The organism is Loktanella sp. F6476L (assembly GCF_023015725.1).
Lineage (GTDB): Bacteria > Pseudomonadota > Alphaproteobacteria > Rhodobacterales > Rhodobacteraceae > Yoonia.
In genome coordinates this window covers 17748-40517 of sequence record NZ_JALKAR010000010.1, presented here as the reverse complement: position 1 = coordinate 40517, position 22770 = coordinate 17748, and the positions used below count along the sequence as shown (strand labels likewise).

The window sequence follows — 22770 nt, the reverse complement described above, 5'->3', positions numbered from 1 at the left end:
AGCACATGCGCCCCTACTTTCGCCTGATATAGAGCCTGAAATCGCGCATCAGCCCGACACCGACCAGCCCCACAATCACCATCACCCACCACGGTGCCATGACGGCAACCACCCAAAACGCGCAGGCCCCGATGAACGGCACAACAGCCATCATCACGCCGGTCCGCTGACGCATCAACGCGCCCGCCACGATCAGACCCACAAATTCGCCCAGACACCCGATCCATAATACAGTGATCAGGTCTGCCCCTTGGTGTAGCGCCACCCAGATCACGACCAAAGAGATCAAGCGTGGTACATTGGCCCACATCGCGTTGGTCGTATGCCCCTTGGCCATGGCCGCAATTGAAGGGCCAGCCTTGGCGATCCGGATCGCTTGCAACACAGCCAAAGGCACCAAAAGCGGCACTAACCCTGCGTATTTGTCCCCCAAAACCACATCCACCAATGGTGCACCTAACACGGCCACTGCGATCACCAGCACCACGCCGCCGAACAATCCGGTCTGCGATGTGACCTGCGCGAGCATCCCAAATCGGGCATCGCCCTTGCTGAGCTGCGGCAGGAAAAAGTTCTGGATCGAATTGGCCATCACAAGACTCGGGGCCAATGTCAGCGTAAAACCCATCGCAAACAAAGCCAACGGTTCCAGTCCCAACACATGGCCCACAATGATCTTGTCGCCTTGGAACACCCCAAACAGGAATATACTGTTCAGCAAAAGCGGCCAGCCAAACCGCAGGCTTTCCCCGATTATGTCGCGGTCCCATACCAACCGGTAGCTGCGTTGCGCCGTCACATGCGACATCACCGTCATGACCGCCGCCTGCACCACCAAGGCCCATAACATCACGCGGTAATCGCCCAGCGTGGTGGCCAAGGGCCAGATCACCAGCAAAGACGCCGCTATCGGCACCACCTTTGTCCAGATCAATGGACCAAACACCATCTGGCGATTCAATCGGTGCATATCGAAATGGTGCAGCGCATTTAGCACGGGGATCACAGCCAGCACCTGATAGGCCCATGCGATCTGCGGCACCCCCATAAACCCCGCAATAGACCCTGCAGCGACAAACAAAACAACGCCCGCCAACAGACCGCGGACCACCTGAAATCCCTGCAGTGCGGCCTGAAACCGGACATCTTCGCCCTTATCCGCCTGCACGATTTGCTGTTGCAGACCCAAGGTCGACGCCATTTCCACAGCCGTCATCGCGATCATGAATGTGGCGGCAATCGCGTAGTCCTCGAGCGGGATCAGCGTCGCTACCGCCAGATTGCGGATCAACAGGAATACGGAAAACGCCGCATTGCCGGACAGGATCAGCAGGGCTGACTTCAACATATGGTTTGCCTTTTCATCTGACCGCTTGTTCCCCGTTTACAATGATCCGGTCAATAAGCGGGGCGAGGCTGCGCAAACTCTGGTCAAGACCGTGGGATTTTGGTTCAACCGTAAAAAGTCCAAAAGAAGACCGCGCTATGACCCCCCTGAAGATTTGCCTGATCCTGCATTCGACCCGTTCTGATAACCTCGGGGTTGGCGCATTGACCGTGTCAGAGGTGGAAATCATCCGCGATATCGCCCGCGATCTGGATCACCGGATTGACATCACCGTCATGGATTGGACTGACAAACGCACGCCTTATGTGGGTGGGGACGATATCACGATCCGCGATCTGGATGGCCGCGTGATGATCAACCCGCGTGGGTATTTCGCGCAGGCCCGCCGCGCTGATCTGGTGATCGATATCGGCGGCGGGGATAGTTTCGCGGATATCTACGGCGGGCGGCGGCTGCGACGCATGTTCATCCTTAAATATCTGACGCATCTGGCACGCACACCGCTTGTGATGGCGCCGCAAACCATCGGGCCGTTTACGAACAAGACATCAGCCTTCTTCGCCAAACTTTCGATGAAGCTTTGCGCGATCGTCACTACCCGCGATGATCTATCGACCAAAGCAGCCCGCGATATGGGTGTGACCCGCGATCTGGTGATCGGGTCCGACGTGGCGCTGCGCCTGCCTTATGATGCGCCCGCGAAAACCGACGGCCCTGTGAAAATCGGCCTGAACGTATCGGGCCTTTTGATGGGCGGCGGCTATACGGGCAAAAACGAATTTGGCCTGCAAATGGATTATCCGGGTCTGATCCGCGATCTGATCGCCGATTTTCAGTCTCTAAACGCTGAGGTCCACCTGATCCCGCATGTTATCGTCGCAGACGGGCGCAACGCGGGTGAAGACGACTACCGTGCGTCCCAAGCCTTGCACGCGGAATTCCCAGACACCGTGCTCGCCCCCGCATTCGATAGCCCGTCAGCCGCGAAATCATACATCGCCGGCATGGATTTCTTCGCGGGCGCACGGATGCATGCCTGTATCGCCGCGTTTTCTTCAGGCGTGCCAGTCATCCCGATGGCCTATAGCCGCAAATTCGCGGGACTCTTTGGGTCTATCGGCTACAATCACACCGTCGATTGCACATCCGAGACAGCCGAAGCGATCAAATCCAAGGTCATCGCCGGTTTTGAAAATCGCATAGCCCTGACCCAAGAGGCAAAAACCGCGCTACAAACAGGTCAAACACGTCTGAAAACCTATGAATCAGCGCTGAAAAACCTTTGCGCCAAACTGATCGCCGCGCAATCCTAGCGGCTTTCTTTTGGTCAAAAATACCTCGGGAGTATGAGGGCAGCGCCCTCACATTTTTCGCCAGAAAAATTCCGCTAGCGGTTCCATTTCTGCGCCAACCGTTCCGGCCTGCCGCGCAGCATCAAATCCACCATCCGGCCTGTGCGATAGACCCTAATCCGGCATAATCCGGCAAAGGCTTTCACTTTATCCACCACTCCGGGTACGCGATCGGACGTTGCAATGCGTGGAATTTCAGCCAGCGGCGACAGCCCCATCGCCAGCGTTTTGATCAGCCAACGTATCTTGCCATGCGCACCCGCGATCATCCCGTAGTCATGCGCCAACTGCCGATCCCACTTCAGGTATAGATCCGCAAAAGATCGCCGCGCCGGATGATAGACCTTCATCTGCGGCACATAACTAATCTCAAACCCCATGCCTGTCGCACGATGTCCCCAATCGCGATCTTCAGCTTTGTCGAGACCCGCAAAATCGCCAACCGTCTCTAACACGGGTGCTTTCACCACCAGATTACCCGTACCGGTGAACCCTTCTTCGCGGATATAGCGTTCCATCCGGTAGGCGTAGATGCTTTCATAAGCTTCCAACACCGTCAGACGCGCGGGGTCTGCATAGGCGATCCGGACATCACCGCCTAAAATGTCGTGGCTCTGGATTGCGCGGGCGGCTGCATCAAGCCAGTCAAAATGCGCCAGACAATCCGCATCGATAAAGGCAATCACATCACCCGTGGCATGCGCCACACCAAGGTTGCGCGCAGGTCCCGGACCGGGCGTGTTTTCCTGTAATAGGGTCACATTCTCCGGCACATCAGGTAATGCGTGCGATCCATTATCGACCACGATTACCTCATCAGGCGGGCGCGTCCCGTCGCGTAGCGATCCCAGACACCGCGCCAGCATCTGTGGTTGGTTCAGGTGCGGAATGACGACAGAGATCCGCAGATCATTCATAATAGTCATAGGCGTTGTCGCGATCCATATAGCGGCATTTGTTCAGGATCACGCCCATCACATTGGTCTGGGATGCGATATCACGTTCGCATTTGTCGATCTGCTTGATGCTGGTCTGCTCGGATGCGGCCAGCAGCAGCACACAATCCACACGTGCCAGAAACGCCATGGTGTCATCACCCGTCAGCATGGGCGGCATATCAAAGATCATCGTATCGGGGGCATAGGTCGCGGATAGATCATCCAGCACCTGCGCCGTGCCCGGGCTTTGCAGCAATTCCGCAGACCCGTTCACTGCGTTCACATTGGTCGCAAAGATCATGTTGTCGCCCACACGCACCGCATGATCGGTAAAGTCCGCACGCCCTTCCAGCACCCGACTGAACTGTTGCTCACCCGGAATTTGCATGGCGCGGCTCAACGACGGTTTGCGCATGTCCATTTCAAGGACCATCGTTTTGTGGTCACGGTGGCGGGACAGCGAATAGGCAAGGTTCATCACCATCGTCGATTTCCCGCAGGCCGCCGTTGGTGATGTGATCGCGATCCGTTTCCAGGCGTTGGCCTGCATGACCTGCATCATCCGTGTCCGGATCACGTCGAAATCCATCGCAGGCCGCCCACCATCAGCCGCCACAATCCGGTTCCGGCGCAGCCGGCGGATCGACGGTTTGAAGGCCGTCAATGCAGCCCATGGATCATCACCGCCCCGTTCCATTTCTTGACGGGTTGGCGTCAGATTACGGGTCGCGCGGGCCTTGGCGATGGCGTCTTGGATCGTGCTCATAGGCCCACCTTATCTTTGATCCGGTCCAAAATCACATCCAGCGGCATGACTTGGGCATGGATCAACCACAACAGCGCAGGGATCATCACAATCGCCACTGCAAAAGCCGCAAAGATGATCGTCTGGCGACGGACGACTTCCCAACGGGTGCGGATCAAAGGCACTGTACCAAACGGCGTAATCCCCAGCTTATTGACCAGATCAACAGGCCGGCGGATCGCGGTGTTCATCAGTTCCAGCAGCACAATCACCGCAAGCCCGACAAACAGCCCGCCCCCCATACCGGCAGCTGCCACGGCCGTGCGGTTGGGCCGGTCCGGTTCACGCGGTGATACCGCCTGTTCGATCACCGAAATCCGCTGCCCTTTAGCCAAAGCTTCAATCGTGTCACCGGTTTCGGCGCGGGCGCGGTTGGCCACCGCCTGATCATATTGGGCGCGCAGGTTCGCATAATCGCGCTGCAACGTATCAAGCGTAATCGCATTCCCCGGTGTCGCCTCGATCGAGACGCGCAGGGCTTCCATCGTGGCCTCGATCGTGCGCTTCTGGGCGTTCAGAAAATCAAGCTGGCCGTCCAGATCGGCAATCTGGATATCGAAAGCGGACAGCGGCGCACCGGTGGGCGATGTATCAAATCCGGCTGTGGTCTGGGCGGCCACCGTTTCTTCCAAAGCGGCCACTTGCGCCTGCATCACTTTCACACGCGGGTTTTCCGGCGACAGCACGGCCAGCAATGTGTTCAATTCATCCTTCAGACCCTGCAACTGGCGTTGCTCGGCGGTCTGGCTGGACAGCGGCGTATTCACCCCGCCTATATCGCCCGTATTTTCATAAAGCGCCGTCAGCCGGTCGCGGCGGTCACGAATGATCGATTCATCACGTTCGACCTGTGACAAACGTTCTTGGGCTGCGGATTGTTGGGCACGACGAAAATCAAGACTATCGGGCAGCGCTTCAAGATTACGTTCTTGGAACGCCAGAATATCGGCCCCCCGCGTGGCCAGTTCCTGATCCAGACGCGCCACTTCTTCATTGAAAAATTCCAACGTTTGACCCGCAACGGATGTCCGGATTTCCACGTTTTCCTGCAAGATCAGCGTCACGACTTCATTGGTGACCGTAGCCGACATCAAAGCTGTCGGCGCTTCAAAGCTGACTTCGACAATCGTGGCTTGGACTTGCCCGTTGCGTGTTGATCCACCCGTGGTGGCAATGGTGATGCGGCGGCGCAGATCATCGACGATTTCATCGGCGGGCAAACGTTTGACGACCTCACCCGGGCGGGCTGCATAAATCTGCAACCTGTTGGCCATTTCCAGCAATGAATCGCGGGTCAAAATGCGCTGCTGAATGATCTGCAGCTGTTCCGTGGTTTCGGTCTGCACAGTCGTTGCAGCCAATTCATCGGGGATCTGTTCGCTTTCCACGATCAGCTTGGCGCTGGCCTTGAACACAGGCGGCAGCACGGTCGCCAAGGTCAGGCCAATCGCAGACCCGATCGCCAGACAGATCAGAAAATAATGCAGACGCCGGACAAACAGCGACAGATAGAACCGCAGATCAAAATTCATGCCAACATACTCATGTCACCATATTCATGATGGGCGCCTGCTGCGCACAAAACTGGCGGTGCCTTGGTCTTCCTGACCGCCACCAAAGAACACACCGTCTTTCATGATCTGGTCAATCACGGATCGGGGCACAGTCTGGCTGTCCATCGTAAAGGCATAGACCAATGCCAGATCACACAGTTGGTTGATCAAACGCGGGATGCCACGGGTCACGTCGTAAATAGCTGCAATCGCCCCGTCTTCGAAGATATCGGCACTGGCGCCGGCCACATGCAGGCGGTGACGGATATAGGCGGCCACACCATCATGCCCCATCTCGGGCAGATGAAAACTGGCGGCGACGCGTTGGGCGAATTGTTTCAGGTCGGGGCGCAAGACAATGTCACGCAGTTCGGGTTGGCCCACGATAATCAATTGCAGCAATTCGTCCTTGCCGGAATTGATATTCGTGAACATCCGCAGTTCTTCCAGCACATCACGCGTCAGGTTCTGCGCTTCGTCAAAGATCAGCACAACACGGCGACCAGCGGCATATTCAGACACCAGATAAGTCTGGAACTGACCAAACAGATCGACGTAATGGGCGTTATGATCAGCCGTCTGGCCCAATGACATCAACACCCAGCGCAGCAATTCACTGCGGTCACCATGGGCGTTCGCAATCAAACCGATGGTCACATCTTCGCGGTTACTATCAAGCAACTGATGGATCAGCGTGGTTTTACCGGTGCCCACTTCGCCTGTGATCAACGTGATCGGGGCGCGTGTCAGGATACCGTATTCCAGCATCGAAAACGCACGCGCGTGTGTATCCGACCAGAACAGAAAGCCCGGATCAGGCACCAGCGAAAAGGGTCGTTCGCGCAGCCCGAAATGGGCCGTATACAGGTCGAGGGGTTGTCCCATCGTTCTCCCGGGTAGCGCTTTGCGCTGTTTGCCTCTTGTCTTGATCCTCTGCATGGCATGCATGTCAGGGCCAAAATCGCTTATCTCCAAAAGTCATGGGGCACTTTGGCCCGCGATTGCAAGCATCCTACAAAAAGGTTCCCATATTGGGGCAAATTAATGTTGTGCGGGCAACAGCGCAGGCCGTTAACCAACGTAAACTATCCCTTTGGGACCAAAACTACCCCCTTTTTATAGGATTTTAGCGTGCCAGCCGCAAATCCACCACAACCATGGCGTGAAACCCGCCTTACTGCGGCTAAAATGTGTTAAGAAACTGAATCTTAACCTTAAAATTGTCCTTAATTTTCCCTTAAAAACACCCAAGCCATCAGTACTCACTGGGAACACTCACAAAGATCTCACGGTCTTTACCCCTGACTTGGGATCCACTGATGCACTTTACAAAAGACATGCAACGCAATGCTGTTCCTGTCGCCATGCCATCTGCTTTTGCAGGTCTGGATCTTGGCCATGTACGGCCTGCGACAGCCACACCAAACAGCGCCTACCGCGCTGGGTTGAAACGCGTGTTTGATGTCTGTGTGATCGTCATGGCCAGCCCGCTTGTCATCCCTGTCATGGCGCTTTTGGCGTTATTTGTGGCTTTGGGTGGCGGCAATCCGTTTTATACGCAGCGCCGTGTGGGATTGAATGGCCACATTTACACAATGTGGAAATTCCGGTCGATGGTGGCCGATGCTGACGCGGCTCTGGCCCGTCATTTGCAGTCCGATCCAGCGGCCCGCGCCGAATGGGATCGGACCCAGAAACTCAAAGATGATCCACGGATCACACGCTTTGGCCGCATCTTGCGCAAAACATCGCTGGATGAACTGCCACAGCTGCTGAACGTGCTGCGCGGCGAGATGAGCCTCGTTGGCCCCCGCCCGATGCTGCCTGAACAACAAGGCATGTATCCGGGCACGGCCTATTACAAACTGCTACCGGGCATCACCGGCCCTTGGCAGGTATCAGAACGCAACGAGACCGCATTTGCAGAACGCGCCGCTTACGACACCGGCTACCACAACAGCTGTTCGTTCCTAGGCGACCTGAAAATGCTGTTCGCAACGATTGCTGTCGTGACACGGGCAACGGGTCACTAAGGGCACGCCGCTGCGTTCATCCAGCCTAAGCACCAGCCTTTAGCGATCTTGGTAAATCCAGAGCTCCGTGTCGGCTTGGATTGCTTCCACAACTTGTTCAGCCCGAGCCAACGCATCTTGGAACGGGCCACCCAAGCTCATGTATTCCACTTCGATTTCAGCCAGATAAGCTGCAACTTCCGACGTCAATTCGCCCCTGCGAAGTCGGCCTGCTGCCTGCTTTAAATAGCTATCATATTCGTCCGCGAACGGCAGACAGTCTTCGTCGTTCCACCTCTGATCAGCGCCTAATAGCCCAATCGGGTCCCAAACGGACCAACCAATGTCTCGCAGTCTGGATAGCTTGAGTTTAGGTGGAGGTGTTCGTGGCGGCATAAGATTTCTCAAAGTTACTATGAGATAAATCATTCATAGTTTGGGGCGGATTGGAAGAACCGAAACCAGATTGGTGCGGTCATTCGCGATAAGATCCATAAAGGTCTGCATTGAAGTCAGCTGCGCCCACTGACGCACACACACCACACCTGCCCCCCAACACACCACGAGGCCGCGACAAGCGCGGTCCGGCCTGCTAATCTTCACTCTGACAGAGCCGGACAACCGGCCGATAAGATTGAGCAGTGTAATGACATTCCCTTTGATCAAACGGGCCGCTTTATGCGCCGTCCTGTTTTTGGCCGCCTGCGACGATGCCGAAGAACGGGCTGAGCGCTATTATCAATCCGGCTTGGCATTGCTTGCAGCAGGTGACACCGATCGTGCCTTGATCGAATTTCGCAATGTATTCCAACACGACGGTTTTCACAAAGACGCCCGCCAGATTTATGCCGATACCCTGCGTGATCTGGGCCGCAACGATGATGCTTACGGCCAATACCTGCGCCTGATCGAACAATATCCCGATACGGCAGATGTCCGTCTGACGCTCGCTGAAATCGCATTGGGCCGCAACGACTGGGACGAAGTCCGCCGTCATGGCAACGCCGGTGTCGCCCTGACACCCGACGCGCCCCGTGCCCAAGCCGTGGCCGCCGCCATTGCCTATACCACCGCCTTGCGCGCGGATGATGCAGACGCCCTGCAAGCGGCCACCACCCGTGCCAAAACGGTTCTGGACACGACCCCCGATAATCTGGTGGCCTTGCGTGTCGTGATTGATGCTGCCGCCCGTGGCCCGCTGCCTGAAACAGCCCTGCCTTTGCTGGAACAGGCCATCAGTCTTGATCCCACATCGCTTGAATTTCACGGGGCCAAGCTGCGCCTGTTGACGGATATGAAAGACGATCCGGCTGCCATTGCCCAGCTCGAGACCATGTTCGACCGGTTCCCCGAAAACCAAGAGGTGCGCACAGCCCTTGTGAACTGGCACCTTGAACAACAAAACTACCCTGCCGCCGAAACCATCCTGCGCGACATGGCCGGCGATCCGGTGACCGCACCTCAAGGGCACATGACCGTCGTCCAGTTCCTGCGTCGCGCCTATGGCGATCAGGCCGCCCTTGATGAACTTAATGCTTTGGCCACCGCCACCGCAGATCAGGATGTCCAAGCCCTGTATCAAGCGACCGCAGCCCTGCTGATGTTCGAAGCAGATCCCGCAGGTCCCGGTCTTGCGACGATGCAGGCCATGACCGAAACCCTGCCTGACAGTGATCAAAGCCGCCGGATCAAGGCGATGTATGCCCAGATGCTGATCGCCACAGATGATGAAACCGCAGCCCGCGCCGTCGTGGCTGATATTCTGGCTGAGGACACCACCAACGTCGAAGCACTGAAAATGCGCGCGGCTTGGGCGATTGATGCGGATAGTCCGGATGCCGCGATCACCGATCTGCGCTCAGCGCTTAGCCAATCACCGCGTGATCCCGATATCATGATGCTGATGGCCACCGCCCATGAACGCACCGGCTTTCCCGAACTGGCCGGCGAACGGCTGGCATTGGCCGTTGAAGTATCAAACGCGGCCACCGTCCCGTCCTTGCGCTATGCGCGGTTCTTGATGCGCGACGGGCGCACCCAAGCTGCAGCCGCTGTGTTGATTGACGCCCGTCGCAGCGCACCCACCGATCTGGAACTGATCAGCGTGCTGGCCGATCTACATTTGGGTGAACAGGATTGGCCCCGCGCCACTGCCCTTCTGGGTGAGCTGCGTGCGATGGCCGAACGCAATCCACGTGCAGGTCAATTGGCCACAGCGCTGGAAGCCGCCATTCTGTCCGCGCAAAACCGGACCGACGAAAGCCTTGCGGTCCTGCAAGACCAGTTGGAAGACATGGACGAAGACGGGCGGGCCGCCCTGACCATTGCCTTGGCGCAAATTCGGGCCGGTAAACTTGAAGAAGCCCGCACCTATCTGGACACGGCCGTCACCGACCGACCTGACGACATGACATTGCGCATGCTGTCGGGATCCGTTGCGATGATGGACGGGGATGCGGACGAAGCCGAAAGCGTGTTCCGCGCGGTCCTGAATGATGCCCCAGAAACCGAAGCTGCCGTGCGTTTGCTCTATTCGCTGTTGCACCTGCAGGGGCGCGATACCGAGAAAGCCCAAGTGTTAGAGACGGGTTTGGCGACACTGCCGGATTCCGAAACACTGCTGTGGATCAAAGCCGGTGCACTGGAACAAACCGGCGATATCGACGGGGCCATCGGCATCTACGAAGACCTGTACACGCGTGACAGTTCCAACGTGGTGGTGGCGAACAATCTGGCCAGCCTTTTGGCCGCACACCGCGATGACACCGCCAGCCTTGATCGGGCCTACCGGATCGCACGGCGCCTGCGCGGTGTGGATGTCCCCGCGTTCCAAGATACCTATGGCTGGATTGTGTACCGGCGCGGGGATCACGCCGAAGCGTTGGATTATTTGCGACCCGCAGCCTTAGGCCTGCCCGGTGATCCGTTGGTGCAATACCACTTGGGCAAAGCACTGCATGCCTTGGGACGCACGGAAGAAGCCACGCAAGCCTTGACCCAAGCGCTTGATCTCGCAGGCGACAGCCCCCTGCCCCAGTTCACTGATGCGCGGACATTGTTGAGCGAGCTGCTACAGTAAACACATTCACACACGCGCTGCGCGAAACCCGCGTCATTCCCTGTTTTTACTGGGAATATAGTCGTGTTTTCCCCCTCATTTTAATCCAATATTAATACAAAATTTACCATTCTTGCCGCAATGTTGACCAAGTTTCGGCCATATTTGACGCGATATTGTTTCCAAAGGGCGCACAACAAGATCAATCCGTGCCTTGGATCACGAGCAGCCACTATCAGGCAGACACACATCAGATTGGACCGGGTGCAGGCCCTTTCAATCAAGGAGACACGACAATGAAGGTCATTTCAGCGATCATCGCCGCAGCCCTGACCCTTTGGGCGCAGACTGCCGTCGCACAAAACAACTACCAGATCCGCAATGGTGACATTCTGCGGGTGGAAGTGATCGAAGATCCGTCATTGAACCGGTCTGTTCTTGTGTCCCCTGACGGGCGGATTTCGATGCCGCTGACCGGTGCGATCAAAGCATCCGGTAAATCCATCGAAGACATCCAGCGTGAACTAGCCTCTGGTCTTGCCGCAAGTTTCGCATCACGGCCAAATGTGTTTGTCGCCGTCGAACGTCTGGCTGAACGCCGCGCCGTCACACCACGCGCGCCTGAACCTGATCCCACCATCGAGATTTTCGTGATGGGTGAAGTCGGCAAACCCGGCAAAGTCACACTCGACCCAGGTGCAAACGTATTGCAAGCTTTTGCCGAAATGGGCGGTTTCACACGGTTTGCGGCATCATCCCGCGTGCAATTGCGCCGTCCTTCCGCGGACGGGGCCGAACAGCTGGTGACCCTCGATTACAAAGCAATCGAAGCAGGTCTGAGCAACGCAGGCATGACCGTGCTGGCCGAGGGTGACATTATTGTTGTCCCACAGCGACGCCTGTTCGAATAATCCCCCCGATATCCCCCCAACTGGTGCGCAGACCTTGTTTGCGCGCCCGTTTTTTGCTTTTGTAGACCCTATAAAGTGCCTACCGCATCTGATTTGCCCCACCATATGAGGGCGGACAAGCGGATAACCGGGCCAAAGACAAAAGGGCCGGCGCATGAGCAAGCAATTTCCCAAACGGATCATCCGGAATGCGGCCCTATGCGGGGTCTTGGCATCCACTGTGGCCCTACCCTTTACGGCTTTCGCCCAAAGTGACGAAGGCGGCTTTCTGATGACACTGCGATTGGCCGAACGGTTGATCAGCCGCGACAGCAGCGGGCCAGATACATCCACGACCAATGGCGTGACCAATCAGGCGATCAGCGATGTATCCCTGCGCGTCAGTTCCGAAACCCGCACAGAGACCCTCAACTTTGAATTGGGCGGCGGATACCGCTTTGTGGATGGGCCAAGCACCGACGGGATCAGCGGTGAATTCACCGATCCAACCCTGCGGCTAAGCTATGCCCAAGACGCAGCCGCCAGCGCGATCAGCGTCAGCCTGTTTGCCAGCCGGACTGATCTGGATAACACCAGCACCTTGAATCTCGCCCGGACTGCGGATGGCACGTTAGACCCTGATTTTGCCGATTTGACCCAAGACGGGGGCAACCGGAACCGGCTGCGGTTTGACGGGACGTTGTCGTTGCGTGACGACGCGCCCTTCGGGCTGACCTTTGGGCTACAAGTCGATGACATCAGCTACGACAATCTGGCTGATACAAGCACACTGACCGATTACACCTATGGCCGGATCAGCGCAAAAGCCCGCTTTGATATTACTGAAGTCATGCAGGCCAATGCGGGCGTACACTTCTCGCAAACCGCTGGTGCAGACACCTATGACCGTTACGGGATCGACGCAGGGCTGATCCTGACCCAACCCAATGGGCAGATCACCGTGGATGCCGCCGCCACCGACGGGGACGACGGATCGCAACTGCATCTGTCTGCAGCGCGCAGCTTCACACTGGAAGACACCACCGCTCGCTTTGGTCTGGGGTTAAGCCGCGCCAGCACCGATGATGTGTTTGTGACCGGAACCGCCAGCTTCAAACATACCTTTGCAGATGACAGCCCATGGGGCAACTTCACCGCCAGCGCTGACCGGTCCCTGACCCGCGAAGGCCGTGATGACGAAGACCTTGTGACGTCTCTATCTGTGGCGACCAACTATGCGCTGACGCCAGTGGCGAACCTACGGCTGTCCGCAGGATTTGCACGATCAGAAGATGTCGCCACCGGTGACATGGTGGATCTGTCACAGGCGAACCTGTCAATGACCTACGCGCTGACCCCCGATTGGACCGCCTCTGCGGGGATCGGGATGCAATCGCGCGACCCAAGTGACGAGACCGCGACAGAATCCACTAGTCTATCGCTTGGCCTCGCGCGCACCTTCGATCTGCGCCGCTAATTCCCTTTGAAAGACACTCAAAATGCAACGCCCCGACGCCAATGATCCGACCTCAATCCGTTACAAAATGCGACGTGCACGCTTTGTTTGGGTCGAAAAACTGCTCGACCAGATTTTGGCGACGAAAGATCATGCAACGATCCTCGATATCGGGGGACGTCGCGATTATTGGAAGCTGCTTGATCCCAAATACCACGACCGGATTACCATCACGATCCTGAACACCGAAGAAGACGTGGGTAAAGAAAGCGTCGAAGATATCGGCATCAAAATAGAGACTGTTGTTGGGGATGGGACCCATATGCCGGAATACGGCGACGGGTCTTTTGACATGACGCATTCCAATTCGGTGATCGAACATGTGGGTCTGTATCGGGATATGGCGGGCCTTGCGGCTGAGACCATGCGGGTGGGGCGCGCCTACTACCTGCAAACGCCCAACTTCTGGTTCCCGCTCGAGCCGCACTACGGCGTGCCCTTCGTGCACTGGCTGCCCGAACCCACGCGGCTGTGGTGTCATTCGACATTCAACGTAGGCTTTGCGCGGAAATGCCGCTTTGAAGACGCGCTGGTGCGGATCGACCACACGCGGATTGTGTCACGCCGCCTCCTGCGGCACCTGATGCCCGACGGCGTGCACGAGAGTGAAAAGTTCTTCGGCCTCAACAAATCCCTGATCGTCTACCGCGACTATCGTTGATTGGGGGCCAGCCCCCAAACCCCCGGGATATAGAGAAACCCAAAGAAATGGGCCACGCCCTCATATCTTCTTTGGGTCTTTCTAAATCCCCGCCGGAGGCTCCCGCAGCATCACAACAAAACTACCGTTTCACGCGGCCACGCAACCAGCCCAAGAACGCTTTGTCCGGGTTCGTCAATTTCTGACGGCCCGCCGTGACCCAGAACGCCCGCCATTCCGCTTCCAACGCGTAGACGTCAAAACCGGGCGCCATGGTGCGGGCTTGGTCCATCGTGTCTGTGCTGAAGGCAGGCAAACCGGGCACATCCTCGACCAGACGTTTGCGCGAGAACCGGATCACGTCACCGTCGTCTTCCACCAGCGTATAATCGGGCAGGTTGTCGGCGGCGATCATTTTGCGCACCGCGGCACGGAACACACGGACTGGCGCATCTGATCCGGCCTTTTCGTGCAATGTCGCGACAGTGACCCGCCATTCGCGTTGGTTGCCACAATGTTTGCGTGCCAATTCATAGACCCGCCGTTCCAGCGGTTTGCGCAGGGAGAAATAATCACGCGACAGGGTCAGGACCGATTTGGCGGTGACCGCCCGAAACAACCATTCCGACAAAGTCACCGTCACCGACACCATGCGCCCGCCACGGGTTTTGCGCACGATCTCCCAGGCTTCGATCAGGCCAAAGCCGGATGTGGTCTCTTCCTCGCCTGTCACAATGTTCGTCGTGATCCGCGTGCCTGCCAACCTCTCAAACGCCTCGCGCAGCCGGGTGTAGCTATCGCCGCCGGTATCACGCCGCACAGCCACCAGCAGGTCATGGGCCGTCAGCGTCAGTTTACGTGAAATAGTCCGGCCCGCATTCACCGCCGCCATCAACTGGCTGATGCAATAGATCAGGATGTCTTTGTCATGGATCGTCGCACGGCCGCGCACCGAAGGGGTCACCGTCACTTCAACATCACCGCGCACATAAGACCGGATAGTCCTGTCGGGCCGTGTGGAAAGCGAGAACATCGGATGTTCCATCGACCCCAAGTCCGCCTTTGGACTGGCATCGAATAAATCACATACGAAGAAGTCCCGCATTCCCGATTGGGGAATTGCTGTCATCTTACCTGCCTTTGCCTCGGGCCTCCCACGATCATTAACCGCCATGGAATCGCCCAACCCTCTATTCGGGGTTTCAGTGACACCCTAAAGTTATCCACAGGCATCTGTCGAGTCCTGCCAGCGCGATCCAATGGGGTTTCAGAGTCGCAGGCTCGTCGGATCAGAGTCGCCTTATCGGGGTTTCAGAGTCGCATCGTCGTTTCAGAGTCGCCCCATGCCCTTTTTTTTGTGGCTTCTGAGGAAAAGCCGGCACCCCATAACGTAATACTAACAGATTCTAACTTTCCTTTTTTTTGTTTTCACACCACTCTATGCACAGCTGTCCCCCTGATATCCGTTGTTTTGCTGAGAAAAGTGAGGGGGTGTGCAACCTTTTCTTCCATGTGCTGCGTTTTGTGGTATCTATGCAAAAACAACGCACATAGCAGGCGATCATGAGCAGCACAGACATCCCACCTTATTTCAGCATCAACCCTGATGAGGCGCTCAAAGCCCTTGATGCGCCCACCTCCACTGACGGGTTTTCCGCCATTGCGCGCGCCTGTGAAGCCGGACGTGACGATCTGGCAAGCCGTGGATTGAATGCAGATGGTCAGCGCAAACTGCGTAAGTTTTCCACATGGGAAATCACCCGCTACCTGATCCCTGTCGCCACCGCTCATTTCCGCCGCGTCCTCAAACAGAACCCTGATCTGCCGCAAGGTGCCTCTGAGACCAATGGCGGTGCCAAGTGGTTCACGCTGGATGAGGTCCTGCGTCTACGTGCCCATTTTGGATCTACCGGATCAAAGGCAAAAGAATACCAACCCTACCGCCCTGAAGGCCTGCCCGCAAAGATGGTCGCGGTTGCGAACTTTAAAGGCGGGGTTGGCAAGACCAGTACAGCCGCCCATCTGGCCATGTCCGCCGCTTTGGATGGCTACAAGGTGCTGGTGATTGATCTGGATTCACAGGCCTCGATGACCTCCGTTTTTGGCGGCAAGGTCGAAGATGAATGGAAAACCGTCTTTCCGCTGTTCGCCCGCCATTACGCCACTCATCTGCGCGAGGACAATCAGCGCCGGATGGACCGCGGTGAAAATCCGATCCCGCTGGACGACACCCTGACGGAAGCTTTGGATGTGAAGGCGCAAAGCCTGATCCAGGATACCCATTGGCCCAACATTGATCTGATTGGTGCCCAGCTGAACCTCTATTGGGCTGAATTCCAAGTCCCTGTCTGGCGCATGCAGGGCCGTGGCTGGAAATTGTGGGATGCGTTGACGGATGTGCTTGATGATGACGGGGTCTTGGATGAATACGATATCATCTTCGTCGATACCCCCCCTGCCCTTGGCTATCTGACCATCAACGGGTTGGCCGCCGCTGACATTCTGCTGGTCCCTGTGGGCGCGTCGTTCTTGGAATTCGACAGTACGGGTCGGTTCTTTGACATGCTGCACACGACCTTCAGTTCCATTGAAGAAGGCGAGAACCTTGCCGCACGTGCTTTGGGGCGCCCAGAGATGGCGTTCCAGTGGGATGCGGTCCGGGCGGTGGTCACGCGCTACGATGGCTCTCAGCAGGCTGAATTGGCCGCGTTGATGCAGGCCTACCTTGGCACCACCCTGTCGCCGCATCGGCAAGACTTTACTGCGCTCATTGGGCAGGCCGGCGAACAGGTGCAGGGCATCTACGAGGCCGATTACCGTGATTTCAACCGCGAGACCTATGCGCGGGGTCGCGAGACCTTTGATAACACCTATGCGGCCTTCAAGACGTTGCTTCTCGGAACGTGGAGACGTGACGAATTGGCGGCGAAAGCCGAGATGGAAAAGTGAACATAATACGTTTCGTGTGCGAAACATCTGGCGTGCGGTGGGTTTCCCATTCGGTCACGCATCTGGGTCAAAAGACCCATGAACAAGGAGACGACCCATGGCCAAACGCAAACGCCTGACCCCCGCTGTCATCACAGACGCGCCTGCGCTGGAAACGAAGGCAATGCCGCGCTACCCGCTAGGTGTCGCCCCCAAGACCCGCGCCCCAATTGCGGATGTGGCACAGGATGCGTCGGCGTCAGCAGCCCTGACCGAGATTGCCCAGACCCTGACCGATGCGCGCGCTGAAGGGCGGTTGATACAGAAGATCGCATTAGACCGGATCAGCGACGATTATCTGGTGCGCGACCGGATCGCTGTCGATGATACCGAAATGGCCACGCTGGTGGACAGTCTACGGGAACGCGGCCAACAGACCGCGATCGAGGTCACAGCGCTGGACGACGGACGCTACGGTCTGATCTCTGGCTGGCGACGGCTGCAGGCGCTGCGCCAATTAGAAGCCGCTGATGTGCTGGCGATCATTCGGACCCCTGCCGATAGCGCCGATGCCTATCTGGCGATGGTCGAAGAAAACGAAATTCGTGTGGGCCTGTCCTACTATGAACGCGCCCGCATCGTGGCACGTGCGGTGGACCAAGGGATTTACCGGACCGACCGTGTGGGGCTTGTGACGTTGTTCCATGCTGCATCGCGTCCCAAGCGGTCCAAGATCGGGTCTTTCATCACTATCGTGCGGGCTTTGGATGATCATCTGCGGTTCCCCACGGCGCTGACCGAACGTGTTGGCCTGTCGCTGGCGCAGGCGCTTGATGCGGATGCGGGGAAAGCGGATCAGATCATCACGGCCCTGCGTGCGCATACGCCTGAAACGGCCGAAGCGGAAACCGCGATCCTGATGGATGCGCTTGCGGACAAACCCGCGCCTGCCGCCCCCAAGCAACCCGCGCAAAGCATGGCAGAGCCGCCCCGCGATCTGGGACAGGGCTTGCGATACAAAAGGACGGCAAAAGGAGACATTGTTCTCAGTGGCGCCCAATTAGATGACGCTGATTTTAGGCAAAAGCTACAGGCGTTTTTAACCAAGAATGCGACCTGACCCCCTTATTTTTATAAGGGTCTGCAAGGTTAGGTGAACATAATATGTTTCGCGTGCGAAACAATCTGTTTCAGGTAAAGGCAAAATTGCCCAAGTTCTGACACACCTGAACCTAAGCAGTGTCAGGTTTTACGCGATGTTAGAGGCTTCACATTAGACCGCTCGGGGGGGCGGACTAGATGGAAGGAAGCCAATGACTGTTTCTGCTGCTGAACAGTACTTACTTGAATTGATCAACCGGGCACGGCTTGATCCACAAGCCGAAGCGGCCCGCTTTGGTTTATCGTTAAACGCAGGTCTTTCTGCCGGGACCATTTCGGGCACACCACGTCAGGTGCTTGCGTTCAATACAGACCTTGAACAATCGGCGCTGGATCATTCGGCGTGGATGCTGGACGAAGACACGTTTTCACATACGGGTGTGAACGGGTCGGACCCGGGGGACAGGATTGTCGACGCGGGATATACGCTGACCGGATCATGGACATGGCGGGAAAACCTTGCATGGACTGGGTCAACGAGTGCTGTGAACCTCGAACAAGCGATCGAAGATCACCACGAAGGCCTGTACCGCAGTGCAGGGCACCGCGAGAATACATTTGCCTCTGATATCCGCGAAATCGGGATTGCGCAGGTTGCGGGCGATTTCACGCAGTCTGGGACCACCTATAACGCGTCGATGCTGACGTTGAATTTCGCAAGTACCGGATCGGATTACTTCATCACGGGTGTCGCTTACACGGATAGCGACGGAGATGATTTCTATGGTGTCGGAGAAGGCGAGGCTGGACTGACGATCACCGCAGATGGCACCACCACCACAACGGCTGCCGCTGGCGGCTACGGTCTGGCGGTTGGCGCTGATGATGCGGTTGCCGTCACAGTCAGCCTTGGGGCCGCAACACTTGCGACCCTTGCGATTGATATGACCAACGGAAACGCCAAGCTGGACGTCGTGACCGCCAATGATGGCAGCCAGATACTGGCCCTGTCCGCAGATGCGACCCTGTATACGGGGATTGCGGACGCGGTACTGCTCGGGGCCGGTGATCTCAGCCTGACAGGCAGCGAAGCGGATAACGTCCTGACGGGCAACAGCGGTGAAAACACGCTGGATGGCGGCGACGGTGACGATAAGCTTTTGGGCGGTGAAGGGGCTGACCGGCTCTATGGCGGGGACGGGTCTGACGTGCTGAAAGGCGGCGAAGGCCGCGATGTCAGTTGGGATAATCTGGATCACGACGGCGCGGATGCTGCTGCCAATGCTGATATGCTCAGCGGTGGGGCAGGCAACGACCGTTTGCATGGGCAATCCGGTGCGGATGTGCTGAATGGTGGCGCGGGTGATGACCGGATGACCGGCGGCGGCGGGCGTGACACGTTCGTTTTTGCCGACGGCGATGATGTGATCCTTGATTTCACCGATAACGTTGACAGCATTCAGTTGGATGGTGATGCCTTGGGTGTGACCACGGTTGATGAAGCACTGGCGCTTGGCCAGATCATCAACGGCAACGCGGTCTTTGACTTTGGCAGTGACAGCCTGCGGATCAATGACGTGGATAATCTGGACCTGCTGATGAACGATCTGCTGGTTTACTAGAGACTGAACACCGGCTTTACAAAAGGCCCCGATCCTGTGTGATTGGGGCCTTTTCGCATGAAACAGAGCCTGTTTCGCCGCGAACACTGACGCCGCTTTGCAGGTCAGCCCGCGCGCGGTACAAGACGGTATGCATCCATCCGCCGCCAATATCATCTCGCTTTACCGCCGTCATGCGCAGGCATGGCATAAACGGCGACAGGGCATCCCGGGCGAAGCGATCTGGATGGACCGGTTCACCGCCCTTTTGCCAGCGCAGGCACATGTGCTGGATCTGGGATGCGGCACAGGTGTGCCGAATGCGCGTCATATCATCGGGCAAGGTCATGCCGTGACGGGCGTTGATACCTCACCAGAACTGCTCGCAATCGCTACGACGGGCCTGCCTGACGCCACTTGGATCACATCCGACATGCGTACCCTCGCGTTAGACACGCAATTTGCGGGCATTTTGGCGTGGCACAGTTTCTTTCACCTGTCCCAAGACGACCAACGCGCCATGTTTGCTGTGTTCCAACGTCATGCGGCACCGGGCGCGGCTTTGATGTTCACCAGTGGTCCAACTGACGGCGAAGCAATCGGGACGTTCGAAGGCGAACCACTGTATCACGCCAGCCTTGATCCGGATGAATACCGCAGCTTGCTGGCACACCATGGATTTGCGGTCATCAAACACATTTCAGAAGATCCGGACTGTGGGGGGGCAACGGTTTGGTTGGCGCAGTCGCAAGCGTCATGATCCTAAAAGATGTCGATCCGATCAGCGAGCACGCCAAGATCGTCAAAATCATCTAGGTGCAGGCTGTTTCCACCTCCAAACGCAAGAATAGTGTCTGATCCGGTGTCCGTCGCATAACGATCCACGACCTGTGTGGCCGTCAATGTGCCAGCCCATAACGCATCATCCAACGCAATGCGGTCTGTCACAGGATTGAAATCCACAGCCCTGTCTTGTCCGCTGCGAAACACAAAGGTGTCGCGCCCGCCACCACCTGACAGCAGGTCATCCCCCTGCCCGCCATCAAGACGGTCAGCCCCGGCTTGCCCATAGAGTTCATCATTGCCTGTGCCACCTTCCAACCTGTCTGCGTTTGTGGATGCGGTAGGGCGTAACGGGCTTTGCCAGCCGCCATCGCGCCCGTCACCACCAAACAGATAATCGTGGCCCGCATCCCCGCGCAGCAGGTCGCTGCCCTGCCCGCCAAATAACAGATCGGCCCCTGCCCCACCTGATAGCCGGTCATCTGCGCCCATACCGTAGATCAGGTCATTATCGTCCGTGCCCGTGATCGTGTCCGCATTGCGGGTGCCGTACAACGCGCTGGTCTGCGGCAGGTCCACCAGATTAGGCACAGGATCGCCCAGTTCGGGACGCTGGGGAAGATCGGGCACCTCGGTGATGGGACCAGGATGGCCGGGTGTGATCACCTGCGGAATGCGCGCAGGCGCAATCAGGTCGGTTTGCGTGAAACTGGACGCTGCGATATCGGACCCGTCCGCACTGATCAGGATCAGAACCTCGTCCCCGTAAGTGATCTGGATCCCCCCTGATATAGGGTCGAAAAACAGCTGGTTGATGCTGCGCAGCCCGTTCCAATCGGTCAGATCAAGCGTGTCTTCGCCCAATGTGAAATCACTGATCGTATCCACCTGCCCGTCTGCGGTCATGACAAACACGTCCGCACCTGCCCCGCCGGTCAGCGTATCGCTTTGCGCGGTGTCGATAATGACGTCCTCATCAGGGTCTATGACAAGGCTTAAGCGGGTCAAACCGGCCTCTGTCGCAGAGGCTGCAAAGATATCGATTGTCGCCCCGTTGGACCGTGCAGTCATTGCACTGACATTGGTCAGCGTCATCGCCGTTGTGTCTGCGATATGGGCACGCGCCAGCAATCTGCCGCCATCCAGCACCTGAAACGCGGTGATCCCGTCGTCCGCACCCCCCGCAAACACCCATGTTTGACCTTGATGTGTGACCGTCGTGATCGCCGTGACCCCGTCAAAGCGGGTGGTGCGGTCATCAATCACATGATCCACCACAACCAATTCGCCCACAGGTCCCGTTGATACCACAGTCAACGAACTGGACCCTGCGGCGGCCATCACCACATAGTCTTGACCGTTCACAGTGATCGCTTCGATTGCGGTTGGGGCAGAGGCCCACAATCCCGTTTCCGGTCGCAATGTTTCGCGTGCGGTCATGTTGCCTGCGTCGCGGACCTGCCATGCGCTTATGCCGAGATCAGAGGCGCTCGCGGTGAAGACAAAGCTGACCCCGTCGATCACGCTTGTGGTCATCGCGGTGATCTCGTCTGCAGCGGTGCGGCCTTTGTCGTCGATCTCTGCGGTACTGATCACATTGCCTGCGCTATCCAACACGATCTGGACCATGCCAGACCCGTTCGAAAGTCCTGCGTAGACACTGGTACCCCCATTCGCGAGCGTGGTGATAACTGGATCAATCAGTGGCCCGTCAAAACCTGTGGTGCCGGTCAAATCGACCGCCGCCCCAAGGCTGCCGTCTGTCCCAAGACTGCGCAGTGTCAACGCGCCGCCAGCCCCACCACCCGTCAACAGCTGCCCGTCCACAAAGGTCAGTCGCGGGCTGTTTCCGGCAATCGGTCCAATCGCAAAGCTGTCACTGTCCAGCGCGGCTATTCCGCTGCCTGTAATATCCCAACTGTCGATCTGCCCGTCATAGCGCGTCGTGCTATACAGCACATCCGACAACGCACCTGTCCCGAGCGCAATATCAGTGATCCGCGACGTGCCTGCGTCCGTGGGACGCTGGATCATCTGGGCAAGTGTGAACGCGGGCATCGGTGTGTTGGCCAACAGCGCCCGGTCACCCCGGGCTGGTACCTGAGATGTCGGTTATTGCTGTGCTGGCGGGGCGGCACAAATGTGGCCGTGATGCGGACCTTGCCCACGTTTTTACGAAAGCCGGATATGTTAAACGCCTACGCGTATTTACCTCAATTTGGTGTTTTCCATTTGGGAACCCATT

At 57.4% G+C, this 22770-nt stretch carries 18 protein-coding genes; 10 read left to right on the top strand and 8 right to left on the bottom strand.

The window, feature by feature from the left end; translation table 11 throughout:
* Positions 1–13 precede the first annotated feature (13 nt).
* Complete coding sequence (locus MWU61_RS16275; RefSeq protein ID WP_247129518.1) at positions 14–1348, bottom strand: oligosaccharide flippase family protein; 1335 nt, start codon at positions 1346–1348, stop codon at positions 14–16.
* A 137-nt stretch (positions 1349–1485) separates the two neighbouring features.
* On the opposite strand from MWU61_RS16275, the gene MWU61_RS16270 reads away from it, so the two are divergent.
* Positions 1486–2661, top strand: coding sequence for a polysaccharide pyruvyl transferase family protein (locus tag MWU61_RS16270; RefSeq protein WP_247129517.1), 1176 nt, complete (start codon positions 1486–1488; stop codon positions 2659–2661).
* A gap of 74 nt (positions 2662–2735) precedes the next feature.
* On the opposite strand, the gene MWU61_RS16265 is transcribed toward MWU61_RS16270, so the two are convergent.
* The 4 genes from MWU61_RS16265 to MWU61_RS16250 are packed head-to-tail and all read right to left on the bottom strand — an operon-like array spanning position 2736 to position 6881.
* Positions 2736–3626, bottom strand: a complete 891-nt coding sequence (locus MWU61_RS16265; RefSeq protein ID WP_247129516.1) for a glycosyltransferase — start codon at positions 3624–3626, stop codon at positions 2736–2738.
* Positions 3610–4404: a CpsD/CapB family tyrosine-protein kinase gene (locus MWU61_RS16260; protein ID WP_247129515.1), complete on the bottom strand. Its 795-nt coding sequence runs from the start codon at positions 4402–4404 to the stop codon at positions 3610–3612. The genes MWU61_RS16265 and MWU61_RS16260 overlap by 17 nt, the downstream gene beginning before the upstream one ends.
* Positions 4401–5975 carry a Wzz/FepE/Etk N-terminal domain-containing protein gene (locus tag MWU61_RS16255; protein WP_247129514.1) on the bottom strand — a complete coding sequence of 525 codons (1575 nt, stop codon included), beginning with the start codon at positions 5973–5975 and terminating at the stop codon, positions 4401–4403. Before MWU61_RS16255 ends, MWU61_RS16260 begins: the two co-directional genes overlap by 4 nt.
* A gap of 24 nt (positions 5976–5999) precedes the next feature.
* A complete protein-coding gene (locus tag MWU61_RS16250) occupies positions 6000–6881 on the bottom strand; it encodes an AAA family ATPase (protein ID WP_247129513.1) in 882 nt (293 codons plus the stop codon).
* A gap of 434 nt (positions 6882–7315) precedes the next feature.
* Here MWU61_RS16250 and MWU61_RS16245 point away from each other — a divergent pair, with 434 nt between their 5' ends.
* Positions 7316–8029 carry a sugar transferase gene (locus MWU61_RS16245; RefSeq protein ID WP_247129512.1) on the top strand — a complete coding sequence of 238 codons (714 nt, stop codon included), beginning with the start codon at positions 7316–7318 and terminating at the stop codon, positions 8027–8029.
* Between the two features lie 39 nt (positions 8030–8068).
* On the opposite strand, the gene MWU61_RS16240 is transcribed toward MWU61_RS16245, so the two are convergent.
* Complete coding sequence (locus MWU61_RS16240; protein ID WP_247129511.1) at positions 8069–8404, bottom strand: hypothetical protein; 336 nt, start codon at positions 8402–8404, stop codon at positions 8069–8071.
* Positions 8405–8654: 250 nt separating this feature from the next.
* On the opposite strand from MWU61_RS16240, the gene MWU61_RS16235 reads away from it, so the two are divergent.
* The 4 genes from MWU61_RS16235 to MWU61_RS16220 all read left to right on the top strand — a co-directional run bounded on the left by MWU61_RS16235 (position 8655) and on the right by MWU61_RS16220 (position 14133).
* Positions 8655–11087 (top strand): tetratricopeptide repeat protein, encoded by a 2433-nt coding sequence (locus MWU61_RS16235; protein WP_247129510.1) that lies wholly within the window; start codon positions 8655–8657, stop codon positions 11085–11087.
* A gap of 275 nt (positions 11088–11362) precedes the next feature.
* Positions 11363–11977: a polysaccharide biosynthesis/export family protein gene (locus MWU61_RS16230; RefSeq protein WP_247129509.1), complete on the top strand. Its 615-nt coding sequence runs from the start codon at positions 11363–11365 to the stop codon at positions 11975–11977.
* Positions 11978–12131: 154 nt separating this feature from the next.
* Entirely contained in the window at positions 12132–13433 is a 1302-nt protein-coding gene (locus MWU61_RS16225) for a hypothetical protein (protein WP_247129508.1), read from the top strand.
* A gap of 22 nt (positions 13434–13455) precedes the next feature.
* Complete coding sequence (locus tag MWU61_RS16220; RefSeq protein ID WP_247129507.1) at positions 13456–14133, top strand: class I SAM-dependent methyltransferase; 678 nt, start codon at positions 13456–13458, stop codon at positions 14131–14133.
* Between the two features lie 121 nt (positions 14134–14254).
* On the opposite strand, the gene MWU61_RS16215 is transcribed toward MWU61_RS16220, so the two are convergent.
* Complete coding sequence (locus MWU61_RS16215; protein ID WP_247129506.1) at positions 14255–15241, bottom strand: replication initiator protein A; 987 nt, start codon at positions 15239–15241, stop codon at positions 14255–14257.
* A gap of 434 nt (positions 15242–15675) precedes the next feature.
* Here MWU61_RS16215 and MWU61_RS16210 point away from each other — a divergent pair, with 434 nt between their 5' ends.
* From MWU61_RS16210 to MWU61_RS16195, 4 genes are all read left to right on the top strand, one after another.
* Positions 15676–17061 (top strand): AAA family ATPase, encoded by a 1386-nt coding sequence (locus MWU61_RS16210; protein ID WP_247129505.1) that lies wholly within the window; start codon positions 15676–15678, stop codon positions 17059–17061.
* A 97-nt stretch (positions 17062–17158) separates the two neighbouring features.
* A complete protein-coding gene (locus tag MWU61_RS16205; protein ID WP_247129504.1) occupies positions 17159–18160 on the top strand; it encodes a ParB N-terminal domain-containing protein in 1002 nt (333 codons plus the stop codon).
* Between the two features lie 193 nt (positions 18161–18353).
* Positions 18354–19763 (top strand): CAP domain-containing protein, encoded by a 1410-nt coding sequence (locus MWU61_RS16200; protein WP_247129503.1) that lies wholly within the window; start codon positions 18354–18356, stop codon positions 19761–19763.
* A 130-nt stretch (positions 19764–19893) separates the two neighbouring features.
* Positions 19894–20502, top strand: a complete 609-nt coding sequence (locus MWU61_RS16195; protein WP_247129502.1) for a class I SAM-dependent methyltransferase — start codon at positions 19894–19896, stop codon at positions 20500–20502.
* 2 nt (positions 20503–20504) lie between these two features.
* Here the strand turns inward: MWU61_RS16195 and MWU61_RS16190 are convergent, their stop codons facing one another.
* Positions 20505–22598, bottom strand: a complete 2094-nt coding sequence (locus tag MWU61_RS16190) for a hypothetical protein (protein ID WP_247129501.1) — start codon at positions 22596–22598, stop codon at positions 20505–20507.
* Positions 22599–22770: the final 172 nt, after the last annotated feature.

What these genes read in the sequence shown, in the direction of transcription:
- MWU61_RS16245 (WP_247129512.1), top strand. Translation starts at nt 7,316, where the DNA reads ATGCACTTTACAAAAGACATGCAACGCAATGCTGTTCCTGTCGCCATG.
- MWU61_RS16215 (WP_247129506.1), bottom strand. Translation starts at nt 15,241, where the DNA reads ATGACAGCAATTCCCCAATCGGGAATGCGGGACTTCTTCGTATGTGAT.
- MWU61_RS16255 (WP_247129514.1), bottom strand. Translation starts at nt 5,975, where the DNA reads ATGAATTTTGATCTGCGGTTCTATCTGTCGCTGTTTGTCCGGCGTCTG.
- MWU61_RS16205 (WP_247129504.1), top strand. Translation starts at nt 17,159, where the DNA reads ATGGCCAAACGCAAACGCCTGACCCCCGCTGTCATCACAGACGCGCCT.
- MWU61_RS16230 (WP_247129509.1), top strand. Translation starts at nt 11,363, where the DNA reads ATGAAGGTCATTTCAGCGATCATCGCCGCAGCCCTGACCCTTTGGGCG.
- MWU61_RS16210 (WP_247129505.1), top strand. Translation starts at nt 15,676, where the DNA reads ATGAGCAGCACAGACATCCCACCTTATTTCAGCATCAACCCTGATGAG.
- MWU61_RS16260 (WP_247129515.1), bottom strand. Translation starts at nt 4,404, where the DNA reads ATGAGCACGATCCAAGACGCCATCGCCAAGGCCCGCGCGACCCGTAAT.
- MWU61_RS16200 (WP_247129503.1), top strand. Translation starts at nt 18,354, where the DNA reads ATGACTGTTTCTGCTGCTGAACAGTACTTACTTGAATTGATCAACCGG.
- MWU61_RS16265 (WP_247129516.1), bottom strand. Translation starts at nt 3,626, where the DNA reads ATGACTATTATGAATGATCTGCGGATCTCTGTCGTCATTCCGCACCTG.
- MWU61_RS16220 (WP_247129507.1), top strand. Translation starts at nt 13,456, where the DNA reads ATGCAACGCCCCGACGCCAATGATCCGACCTCAATCCGTTACAAAATG.
- MWU61_RS16225 (WP_247129508.1), top strand. Translation starts at nt 12,132, where the DNA reads ATGAGCAAGCAATTTCCCAAACGGATCATCCGGAATGCGGCCCTATGC.
- MWU61_RS16195 (WP_247129502.1), top strand. Translation starts at nt 19,894, where the DNA reads ATGCATCCATCCGCCGCCAATATCATCTCGCTTTACCGCCGTCATGCG.
- MWU61_RS16250 (WP_247129513.1), bottom strand. Translation starts at nt 6,881, where the DNA reads ATGGGACAACCCCTCGACCTGTATACGGCCCATTTCGGGCTGCGCGAA.
- MWU61_RS16270 (WP_247129517.1), top strand. Translation starts at nt 1,486, where the DNA reads ATGACCCCCCTGAAGATTTGCCTGATCCTGCATTCGACCCGTTCTGAT.
- MWU61_RS16240 (WP_247129511.1), bottom strand. Translation starts at nt 8,404, where the DNA reads ATGCCGCCACGAACACCTCCACCTAAACTCAAGCTATCCAGACTGCGA.
- MWU61_RS16235 (WP_247129510.1), top strand. Translation starts at nt 8,655, where the DNA reads ATGACATTCCCTTTGATCAAACGGGCCGCTTTATGCGCCGTCCTGTTT.
- MWU61_RS16275 (WP_247129518.1), bottom strand. Translation starts at nt 1,348, where the DNA reads ATGTTGAAGTCAGCCCTGCTGATCCTGTCCGGCAATGCGGCGTTTTCC.